Raw genomic sequence first — 10,977 nt, 5'->3', positions numbered from 1 at the left:
TTCGAGTGATTTTCGATAGAAAATTGTATCGAGAACAGAAAAATGATAGTTAAAAACGGTTCTCGATACATTTTTTGTTTCGTTTTACTGCACAAAAAACACTCGAACAGACGTTTTTAATAATTGCACCCAACGGGTTATTAAATTTAATATTGAAAAAAACCGAAACGACTTGTTTCGGTTTTTTTATGTCCTTTTTTTACTGTTTACTGGTATTCATTCTAATTTTTCCAAAGGCAATTAGTAAAACTCCTCCAATAGTAATAAAGCCACCAATTATGGCAATTACTGAAGGAAATTGACCAAAATATATATAAGCGCCTAACAAAACAAACAATCCTCGAGTACTATCAACAATTGCTTTTCTACTTAACGGAATATATTGCAATGCCCCATAAGCAAAAATAATAGTTAGAAATGGACCTAAAATAGAACCTATAAAAATATTTGTTAGCGCTTTTTGCGGAATTTCAATGGAATCATTCGTGTATAGAAGTAACATCACAGAAAAAAACAATAAAAAAACAGTTCGATTAATCGTCAAAATTATTGGATCTATTTTACTAATATTCTTCTTAATAACGACCCCATTTATTGCAAAAAATACACTATACAACAAAATATACTGGGTTCCATTAATAAACATGCTCGTAAAATCTGCATTCCATTTATAACTTATAACAAAAGCTCCAACTATAGCTAAAAGCATTCCAATAAATTCAATTTTATTAAACCGTTCGTTTAAAAAAATAAAACCAAAAGTTATAACCAAAACTGGAGAAAGGTTTCCTATAAAAGCAACAATAGCCGGGTTAGTAACCGTATGTATAGATTTAAAAAAGTAAAAGGTTGCTATAATATCTATAATTCCTAAAAATAATAAAACAGCATAATTTTTAATAGTTAAAAATTTAAATTTTTTGAAGATTTTTTTATAATACCCATAGATAAAAATCCAAAGCATCCCAAATGAAAACCAATAAAATCCAAATTGGGCAAAACTAACTTCAGCCAAAGCAGCCTTACTAAATATATACACATTAGAAACAGCTAAAACAGACAAAAAAGCCAATAAAAATCCTTTTACTGAATTTGATAAAACCATTTGCGAAAGAAAAAATTAAAATGCTTAAAAAGGTTTAAATTATTGCTCAAAATGTTAATAATAAGCAAACCGTCTAACCTGCGATATATAACGTGCTAACCTAATTACTTGATGACTATATCCATATTCATTGTCATACCAAACATATAAAACTACGTTTGAACCATTATTACTTGAGATGGTTGCATGACTATCAAAAATTGCTGGAGCTGAGGTTCCAATAATATCAGTAGAAACTAATTCATTACTTAAGGAATATTTTATTTGCTCCACTAAATCACCTTCCAACGCATTTTTTTTGAGTATGGTGTTAATAGTTTCTTTACTTGCGGCATTTTCTAATTGCAAATTTAGAATTGCTAAAGAGCCATTTGGAACAGGGACTCTAATGGCATTCGAAGTTAATTTGCCTGCAAAAGATGGAAGTGCTTTTGATACAGCCTCACCAGCACCAGTTTCTGTAATTACCATGTTTAGTGCTGCTGCTCTACCCCTTCGGTATTTTTTATGCATATTATCTACCAAATTTTGATCGTTAGTATAGGCATGTATTGTTTCTAAGTGCCCATATTTTACACCAAAATTATCTTGCATAACTTTTAAAACCGGCGTAATTGCATTGGTTGTGCATGAAGCGGCAGAAAATATATCAACTGTATTTGGATCGTATTCTTTATGATTTACACCATGTACAATATTTGGTATTCCTTTTCCTGGAGCTGTAAATAAAACTTTGGATGCCCCGTTACATTTTAAATGTCTCCCCAAAGATTCTTTATCTCTAAAAGCACCCGTATTATCAATAATTAAAGCATCAAAAATCCCATAATTTGTATAATCGATTTCTTCAGGAACATTTGCAGAAATTACATGAACCGTAGTTCCATTAATTATCAAGGCTTTTTTATCAATATCCACTCGAACTGTTCCTTGAAAGTCACCATGAACCGAATCGTTTCTCAATAATGATGCTCTTTTTTCCAAAATTGTTTCATTAATTTCATCTCGAGTCACAATTGCTCTTAGACGCATTAAATTCCCTTTCCCGGTTCTAGCCATCAATTCCCGCGCAATTAATCTACCTATTCTTCCAAAACCGTACAAAACAACATCTTTTGGTTCAATATTTCTTGCCTTTTTTGCACCTGACAACTTAGATTCTACAAATTCAGGAATTGATTGTTTTTTATGCATCAGATGAAATTCATAAACCAATTTGCCAATATCAATTTTAGAAGGTGGCAATTTTTGATTTTTAATTTCTCTTGTTATTTCTACAGCGTCAAAAACTGAAATAGGTTTTTCGACAAAATCACTTGCATATTCAATTAAATTTAAAATTTCACTAACATTTCTATCAATCAATTGGTTTCTAAATAAAACAAGTTCTACAGTATCATCATACCATAAATCGCTTATTAAACTAATAAATTCAACAGTTGCTTTTCTCTTGTTAGCTTGAAAAGCAAGTTCTTTTTCATATATTTCGTTAAATGACATATAATTTAAAATTAAATATTTTGCGCAAAAGTACCTATTTCAAACGTTTTCGCAATAGTTTTTACCAAAAAAAAATCCCTCCAAAAATGGAAGGATTTTTAACTGCTTTTTATGCTAGTTTTTATCTAAAAATATAACGTTCAACTTCTCCTTTTAAATTTCTTATTACAATTCTTAAAACTTCACCTTCTTTTTTGGTAGCAATCATATTATCAACATCATCAACTGAATTTACATTAACATCATTAATTGAAATAATTATAAATCCATTTCTCACTCCATAATGTTCCAATTCTGAATTAGTAATTGCAACTATTTTAACACCATTTGCAATTTTAAGAGCTTTCAATTCTTTTAAATCAATGTTTTTTAATTCTAAGCCTAACTCTTTTACGGAACTCATTTCATTTTTGGTTAACGTAACATTTGCAGTTTTTAATTTTCCATCTCTTAAATAAGTAACTGAAACTTCGTCATTCGGTCTTTTTGTTCTCAAAAACCCAGTTAAATCTGCATAAGTCCTAATTTTCTCGTTATTTAATTTTACAATAATATCATTTGGTTTTATACCAGATTTCTCCGCACCCGACTTTTTGGTAACGTCCGATACAAAAAAACCTTCGGTATTTTCAATTTTTAACTCTTCAGCTATTTTACTATTTAGCTCACCACCCATAATACCTAAATTAGCCCTTTGAACATTCCCAAACTCCATCAAATCTTCAATAACTTTTTTTGCAATATTAGAAGGTATGGCAAAAGAATATCCAATAAACGAACCTGTCCTAGATGAAATTGCAGTGTTAATACCTACCAATTCACCTTTACTATTTACAAGCGCACCACCACTGTTTCCGGAATTTACAGCTGCATCTGTTTGAATAAATGAATCAATATTAGAGTTTCCATCCAAATCTCTTCCTTTTGCACTAACAATACCAGCTGTAACAGTAGATGTTAAATTATATGGATTTCCTACGGCTAAAACCCATTCACCAACTTTAATACTATTTGAATCTCCAAAAACAATATAAGGCAAATCCTTGGCATCAATTTTAATCAATGCTATATCATTTGTAGGATCCGACCCAATTAACTTGCCTTTATAAACTTTTTTATTATTTAGGGTAATTTCAATATCGGTTGCTTCATTTATCACGTGATTATTCGTAATAATATATCCATCTGAGGAAATAATTACGCCACTTCCCGTTCCTACTTGTGAATATTGCTTAGTGCCACTTCCTTGCCCATAAAAAAATTCTGCAAAAGGATCTCTATACGTTTGAAATTTGGTGTTTTTAACGTGTACTACAGAGTTTAATGATTTTTCGGCGGCAACTGTAAAATCTGTATTTTCAGCCGCATTAGCCAAAGAACCACCAAAACCAGTTGTTATAATGGATGCTTTTGCAACATTACTGCCTCCATTAAAAACCTGAGGTTTGTCAATGAATAACAAATAAACCGCTAAAGTAATAGCGCCACCCAATGCAGAAAACAAAATACTACTTGCTATTTTTTTCATTATCTTAAAATTTAAAATTATCGTTTCAAAATTAACACTATTTTTAAACTAATATTTTGCTTTAACTCTTTGTTAACGCATTTTTAACCAATTTTAACAACATAGTAAAATCAAATAATTTTTCATAATAAACTTTGGTTAAATTACTACATTTGCAACAATGAAAATACACTTTTACAAATATCAGGGTGCAGGAAACGATTTTATCTTAATAGATAATCGCAATCTTGAGTTTCCTAAAACCTCGGTTTCAACCATTCAAAAATTGTGTAATCGTAATTTTGGAATTGGAGCTGACGGTTTAATTCTGTTGGAAAATTGCTCTGGGTTCGATTTTAAAATGATTTACTATAATGCTGATGGTAATGAAGGTAGCATGTGTGGTAATGGTGGCAGGTGCGTTACAGCCTTTGCAAACCATTTGAAACTAATAAAATCAGAAACTAATTTTATAGCAATTGACGGTGGGCATTTTGCAACCATTGAGAATGATTTAGTTAACTTACAAATGAAAAACGTTTCTAAAATTAATGTGTTCGATACTCATGTTTTTTTAAATACTGGTTCTCCGCATCACATTCAATTTTCACCAACAATTAAGGCTATTAATGTGAAGGAAGAAGGTGCCAAAATTAGAAATGGAGCACCCTATTTTAAAGAAGGTACCAATGTGAATTTCACAGAACAATGTAGTGAAGATTCCTTTAAAGTAAGAACGTTTGAAAGAGGTGTAGAAGATGAAACATTAGCTTGTGGTACTGGTGTAACAGCTGTTGCTTTGGCAGCATTTGAAACAGGAAAAACAAAACATAAAACTATTATTATTGAAGTTTTAGGCGGTAAACTTGAAGTTTCTTTTGAGAAGGAAAACAATTTATATTATAATGTGTTTCTAAAAGGACCTGCAGCCTTAGTTTTTGAAGGTTCTATTTCAATTTAATGGCAATTTTAACAGGAAAACATATTAAACTCCGTGCTTTAGAGCCAAACGATTTAGATTTTTTATTTGAAACAGAAAATGACGAATCGTTGTGGGAAATAAGCGGTGTACAAACACCATTTTCAAAAAATATATTAAAAATATATATTGAAAATGCCCATTTAGATATTTATGCAGCAAAACAATTTAGATTTGTAATTTGTGACTTAAATAATAGTGTTATTGGTTTGATAGACTTATACGATTTTAATCCTCAGCACAAACGCGTTGGAATTGGAATATTAATTTTGCCAAAATATCAATCAATGGGTTTTGGAAAAGAGGCTTTATCATTAATAATAAACTATTGTAAAAACTATTTAAATTTACATCAAGTATATGCATCTATTTTAAGTGAAAATTTAATAAGCATTTCTCTATTTGAGCACTTTAACTTCAAAAAAAGTGGAGAAAAAAAGGATTGGATTTTTAACAATGGTGGTTATAAAGATGAATATTTATACCAATTAATTTTATCAAACAAAAATGAGTAAAAAAAAATATATACTACTATTAGTCGTTGGAATTATTTGTTTGGTTGGCGCCTTGGGAGGCTTTAAATTCTACAAAATGCTTTTTAATTCTAATGTAAAAACCGAAACGTTTTTATACATCCCTACCAATAGTAATTTTGAACAGGTTTTTGATTCCATAAAACCACATTTATCAAAACCTGACTCTTTTTTATATGTATCAAAACTGAAGGGATATGATACTAACATTAAATCGGGAAAATATTTAATTGAAGAAGGAGCCTCAAGCTACCAAATTGTTAATTTGTTAATAAGTGGTAAACAAACACCCGTAAAATTGTCATTTAATAATCAAGATACCTTTGAATTTCTTGCAGGTCGAATTTCAAAACAAATTGAGGCAGATTCGGTTTCTTTATTAAAATCATTTAAAGATTCTAAATTTTTAACTGAAAACGGATTCACTTCAGAAAATGCAATTGGTATGTATATTCCAAACACTTACGAATTTTATTGGAATACCAATTCAGAGAGTTTTAAAAATAAAATGTTGACTGAATTCAAACGATTTTGGAATGAGGAACGAAAGACTAAAGCGAAAAAAATAAATCTAACTATAAATGAAGTAATTACATTGGCTTCTATTGTTCAAAAAGAAACATCTGCTGTATCTGAACGTCCGATGGTTGCAAAGTTGTATTTAAATCGCATAGGAGATGGATGGCCATTACAAGCAGATCCAACAGTAATTTTTGCACTTAAAAAGAAAATTGGATCCCACTCTATTATAAAAAGGGTGTTATATAACGATTTAAAAATAGACTCACCTTATAACACTTATAAAAACACAGGACTTCCTCCAGGTCCTATTGGAATGCCCGATATTTCTTCTATTGAGGCAGTATTAAATCCTGCCAATCACTCTTACTTTTATATGTGTGCCAGTATTCAAGAAATTGGTCGACATGAGTTTGCAAATACCTTGAGAGAGCATAACGTAAATGCCTTAAAATATCAAAAATGGCTTTCAAATCAAGGAATTTCACGTTAAATTCGAAATTCATCAAAAAAGTTAACTAGCTGTAAATCAAGCATTTTTTTGTTAAGGTTTTATTAAAACAGTCATTCTTTGCAACTTTTATAAGGCTAACTTAGAAATTAGGCTTAAATTAGCACGCTCAAATAAAATTAACCTTTATGGAAATTTTTAAGAACAGAAAAATAATAGTTTTAGTTTTAATAATTGCGGCGGTATATTTTTCAAGTTTTTCGCCAAACCAAACTAACCTAGAATTCAGTCTCTATAATTCAAATGAAGCGCTCACCGTTCCAAATGAGGACGAAGTTTCAACCCACAATTACACCGTTCCTTTTATTGGCAAAACATTTAATGGGTTTAGAGATGCTGTAGCATTTAAAGAATCTAGAGGAAAATATCAAGTGGTTAACACAAAAGGATATTTAGGAAAATATCAATTTGGTAAATCTACCCTTAGGATATTTGATATTCACAATTCAAATATATTTTTAAAAACGCCTGAATTACAAGAAGATGCATTTGTTGCGCTGTGTGCTTTGAATAAGTATGTTTTAAAAGACGAAATAAAAGAACATGTTGGAACAAAGATTAACGGTATTGAAATTACAGAATCTGGAATACTAGCCGCAGCACATTTAGCTGGTGCAACTAATGTTAAAAAATATTTACGAAGTGGTGGCTCCAATAGATTTAGAGATGCTTATGGAACTTCATTAAGAAATTATATTAAGAAGTTTTCCGGTTATGACACTTCTTTTATTAAAGCTTCTAAAAATCCGGAATTATAATTTTTTTTGAAAAAATATATATTATGAAGGCTTTAACAAATTATATTTGAGTCTTTTTTTATTCTTTATGAATAATAAAAATTGTCGGCCTTTTATGAAGATTCACCGTTTCTTTTTTCCAACCTTCAATTGACAATGTTTTGATATATTCTGTTTGAAGTGTAATGTCACAGGCCACACATAACATGGTATGTGGAGACAGTGTGCTTTTTATATCTTCTAACATTTTATCATTTCTATAAGGAGTTTCGATAAAGAGTTGCGATTGATTATGCTCTTTTGATAATTTTTCCAAATTTTTAATTGACTTTTTTCGATCATTAGAATCAATCGGTAAATAGCCATTAAATGCAAAATTTTGACCGTTAAATCCGGAAGCCATCATTGCCATTAAAATAGATGAAGGACCAACCAATGGAATTACCTTAATATTTTTTTGATGTGCCAATTTTACCATTTCCGCGCCTGGATCAGCAATGCAAGGAACACCTGCCTCAGACAAAAGTCCAACAGAAATACCCTTTATACAAGAGTCCAAAAAGGTTTTTACTTCAACTTGATTAGCATATTTATCTATAGAAAATAATTTTAAGGCTTGTTGAGATTTAGTTGGTGAAATTTTTTTTATAAATTTTCGAGCAGTTTTTTCATTTTCAACAATAAAGATATCCAACTCGTCAATTACTTTTTTAACCAATAATGGCAATACATCTAATGGTTCATTATCGCCTAAAGTGGTTGGTATTAAATACAAAGAACCTTTTATACTAGACATCTGAATTTATTTTAGAAGCAATTGCAATACAAGCTTCATCTAACATTTTATAAACATTTCTAAACCCAAAATCACCTCCGCTATAAGGATCAGGAACATCTAAATTTTCATCAGGAAAAACTTCATTTAAAATAATTTTCACTTTTGATTTATCTTCATTGTTACGAGTTAACGCAATTACATCTCTGTAATTTGAGTTATCCATCACATAAATTATATCAAAATCATCAAAATCATTAACAGTAAATTTTCTTGCAACTTGATCAGAAATATTTAACCCGTTTAGTTTAGCTACAGCAATTGAGCGCCTATCTGGTTTTTCACCAATGTGATATGCACCTGTCCCAGCAGAATCAATAAAAACCTTGTAATTGTATACTTTAGATTTCAAAATTCCTTCTGCTAATGGAGAACGGCAGATATTACCGAGACAAACCATTAAAATTTTGGTCATTCTTTAAAATTAAAATGTAAGTTTTTTTGTTATATCGTCAACATATTTTCTAAATTGCTTGTCGGTTTCTGTTAAATTATCAACAGTTTTACAAGCGTGAAGTACTGTAGCGTGATCTCTATTTCCAATTTGAGAACCAATACTTGCTAATGAGGCTTTTGTCATCCGTTTTGCAAAATACATAGCTAATTGACGAGCCTGAACAATATGTCTTTTTCTAGTTTTAGATTGTAACGTGTTTACATCTAATTCAAAATAATTAGAAACAATTTTCTGAATGTAATCAATAGAAACTTCTCTTTTTGTGTTTTTAACAAACTTATCTACAATTTGTTTTGTAAGTGATAAGGTGAATTCTTTTCTATTAAAAGATGCTTGAGCAATCATAGAAATCAAAACTCCTTCTAATTCTCTAACATTTGATTTAATATGTTTTGCAATATATTCTACAATTTCATCTGGCATTTCAACGCCATCTCTATATAATTTATTTTCTAAAATAGAAACTCTAGTTTCATAATCTGGTGCTTGTAATTCAGCTGATAATCCCCATTTAAATCGAGACAACAAACGCTGTTCAATATCTTGCATATCAACAGGCGCTTTGTCTGAAGTTAAAATAACTTGTTTCCCATTTTGATGTAAATGATTAAAAATATGAAAAAATACATCTTGAGTTCCAGTTTTACCAGATAAAAATTGAACATCATCAATAATTAATACATCAATCATTTGGTAAAAATGAATAAAATCATTTCTTGTATTTCCCTTTACAGAATCTATGTATTGTTGTGTAAATTTTTCAGAAGAAATATATAAAACTGTTTTATCTGGATATTTATCTTTTATTTGTACACCAATTGCATGAGAAATGTGTGTTTTTCCTAAACCAACACCACCATAAATCAATAATGGATTAAAGGACGTTCCTCCAGGTTTATTTGCAACTGCCATACCAGCAGAACGTGCTAATCTGTTTGAATCACCTTCAATAAAACTATCAAAATTATAGTTTGGATTTAATTGAGATTCTATTTTAACCTTTTGAATTCCAGGAATTATAAAAGGGTTTTTTAATTCTCTTTTATTAAGTTCGATTGGAACAGTTACACCCTGATGAGATAATGGATTTCTATTTGCACTTGGAATTTTTACGGTATGTGGATTATTGCTACTATATGCATTTTCCATTCTAACATCATAAATCAATTTAGCATCATCACCCAATTGTTTTACAAGTGCTACTCGTAATAATTTAATATAATGTTCTTCTAACCATTCATAAAAAAATTTACTTGGAACTTGAATCGTTAATACTTCACCTGATAATTTAACTGGTTTAATTGGTTCAAACCAAGTTTTATAAGCTTGCGGTTTTATGTTGTCCTCGATAAAAGATAGGCATTCCCCCCAAACTGATGATGCAGTATTAGTCATTTTTTTATTATGTGAAATAATTAGTTTAATTTTATACCTTCTATAAGGAGTATTCTCCAAGAATATTTAGCTTTACAAAAATGTGAATAATTTTTAGTATAAAAAAACAAAATCCCTATTGATTTTTAATTATTTTTTTCGTAAGCTAATTAAAAAATAATATTTATGATTTTAAGTGAAATGCAATTTAGAGTTAGGTATGCAGAAACTGATCAAATGGGTGTTGCATATCACGGAAATTACGCTCAATATATAGAGATGGGGCGTACTGAGTGGTTACGAAATTTAGGGTTTTCTTATAAAAAATTGGAAGAATTTGGTGTTATGTTACCTTTAATTAATCTAAATATAAATTACCTAAAACCAGCAAAATACGACGACTTATTAACTTTAAAAACAACCTTACTAAAAAGACCCTCTGCGCGTATTGAATTTGGGTACGAACTATTTAATGAAAATCAAGAACTCTTAACAACTGGACAAACAACGTTGGTATTTGTAAATATGAAAACAAATAAACCAATTAGAATTCCTGAATTTCTATTAAAAATTATCGATCAAACTATTGCTACATCTTCTTAATTTTTAAACATCTCAAATTTTCAAAATCCATTTTCAATTTAGACGCATTATTTCTTCTAATTGAAATAAGATAGTCACAATTCAAGTTCATTTTTTGAGTAATTATTTCTGCGTTATTTTCTTTTATAACACGTAAAACCTTATTTAAATCTTTATATTCAAAAATTAAATTAAAAGGCATAATACTGAAAAATAGTTGGTAAATAGTCTGTCAGGCATTATTACCATTGAGATTCCAAGAAGTTTGATGAAATTCGTTTCATCAAACTTTTTTAATATGGAAAAAACGTCAAAAAAAAGCGTTGTTGGGGTTGTAA

11 protein-coding genes are annotated in these 10,977 nt (G+C 29.7%); 5 read left to right on the top strand and 6 right to left on the bottom strand.

The window, feature by feature from the left end; translation table 11 throughout:
• Positions 1 to 199 precede the first annotated feature (199 nt).
• The 3 genes from Q8S45_RS06485 to Q8S45_RS06475 form a co-directional block, all read right to left on the bottom strand.
• Positions 200 to 1,105, bottom strand: a complete 906-nt coding sequence (locus tag Q8S45_RS06485; RefSeq protein WP_305602567.1) for a DMT family transporter — start codon at positions 1,103 to 1,105, stop codon at positions 200 to 202.
• 54 nt (positions 1,106 to 1,159) lie between these two features.
• A complete protein-coding gene (locus Q8S45_RS06480) occupies positions 1,160 to 2,605 on the bottom strand; it encodes a glyceraldehyde-3-phosphate dehydrogenase (protein WP_305602565.1) in 1,446 nt (481 codons plus the stop codon).
• Between the two features lie 121 nt (positions 2,606 to 2,726).
• Positions 2,727 to 4,133, bottom strand: coding sequence for a Do family serine endopeptidase (locus Q8S45_RS06475; RefSeq protein WP_305602563.1), 1,407 nt, complete (start codon positions 4,131 to 4,133; stop codon positions 2,727 to 2,729).
• Positions 4,134 to 4,293: 160 nt separating this feature from the next.
• Here Q8S45_RS06475 and dapF point away from each other — a divergent pair, with 160 nt between their 5' ends.
• The 4 genes from dapF (at position 4,294) to Q8S45_RS06455 (ending at position 7,412) form a co-directional block, all read left to right on the top strand.
• Positions 4,294 to 5,073 carry a diaminopimelate epimerase gene (dapF, locus tag Q8S45_RS06470; protein ID WP_305602560.1) on the top strand — a complete coding sequence of 260 codons (780 nt, stop codon included), beginning with the start codon at positions 4,294 to 4,296 and terminating at the stop codon, positions 5,071 to 5,073.
• Positions 5,073 to 5,606 (top strand): GNAT family N-acetyltransferase, encoded by a 534-nt coding sequence (locus Q8S45_RS06465; protein WP_305602557.1) that lies wholly within the window; start codon positions 5,073 to 5,075, stop codon positions 5,604 to 5,606. Before dapF ends, Q8S45_RS06465 begins: the two co-directional genes overlap by 1 nt.
• Positions 5,599 to 6,636, top strand: coding sequence for an endolytic transglycosylase MltG (gene mltG / locus Q8S45_RS06460; RefSeq protein ID WP_305602555.1), 1,038 nt, complete (start codon positions 5,599 to 5,601; stop codon positions 6,634 to 6,636). The genes Q8S45_RS06465 and mltG overlap by 8 nt, the downstream gene beginning before the upstream one ends.
• A gap of 146 nt (positions 6,637 to 6,782) precedes the next feature.
• Positions 6,783 to 7,412: a hypothetical protein gene (locus Q8S45_RS06455; RefSeq protein WP_305602552.1), complete on the top strand. Its 630-nt coding sequence runs from the start codon at positions 6,783 to 6,785 to the stop codon at positions 7,410 to 7,412.
• Between the two features lie 58 nt (positions 7,413 to 7,470).
• On the opposite strand, the gene Q8S45_RS06450 is transcribed toward Q8S45_RS06455, so the two are convergent.
• The 3 genes from Q8S45_RS06450 to dnaA are packed head-to-tail and all read right to left on the bottom strand — an operon-like array spanning position 7,471 to position 10,078.
• The gene (locus Q8S45_RS06450; protein WP_305602549.1) at positions 7,471 to 8,187 is read right to left on the bottom strand and encodes an SAM-dependent methyltransferase; all 717 of its coding nucleotides are present in this window, start codon (positions 8,185 to 8,187) and stop codon (positions 7,471 to 7,473) included.
• Entirely contained in the window at positions 8,180 to 8,641 is a 462-nt protein-coding gene (locus Q8S45_RS06445; RefSeq protein WP_305602546.1) for a low molecular weight protein-tyrosine-phosphatase, read from the bottom strand. The genes Q8S45_RS06450 and Q8S45_RS06445 overlap by 8 nt, the downstream gene beginning before the upstream one ends.
• A gap of 9 nt (positions 8,642 to 8,650) precedes the next feature.
• Complete coding sequence (dnaA, locus tag Q8S45_RS06440) at positions 8,651 to 10,078, bottom strand: chromosomal replication initiator protein DnaA (protein WP_305602543.1); 1,428 nt, start codon at positions 10,076 to 10,078, stop codon at positions 8,651 to 8,653.
• Between the two features lie 165 nt (positions 10,079 to 10,243).
• On the opposite strand from dnaA, the gene Q8S45_RS06435 reads away from it, so the two are divergent.
• Complete coding sequence (locus Q8S45_RS06435) at positions 10,244 to 10,660, top strand: thioesterase family protein (RefSeq protein WP_305602531.1); 417 nt, start codon at positions 10,244 to 10,246, stop codon at positions 10,658 to 10,660.
• Positions 10,661 to 10,977: the final 317 nt, after the last annotated feature.

Origin of the sequence: Lutibacter sp. (genome assembly GCF_030692605.1) — a bacterium.
Classification (GTDB): domain Bacteria; phylum Bacteroidota; class Bacteroidia; order Flavobacteriales; family Flavobacteriaceae; genus Lutibacter.
The sequence above is the reverse complement of the archived record's forward strand: the minus strand, read 5'-3'. Positions and strand labels throughout refer to the sequence as shown.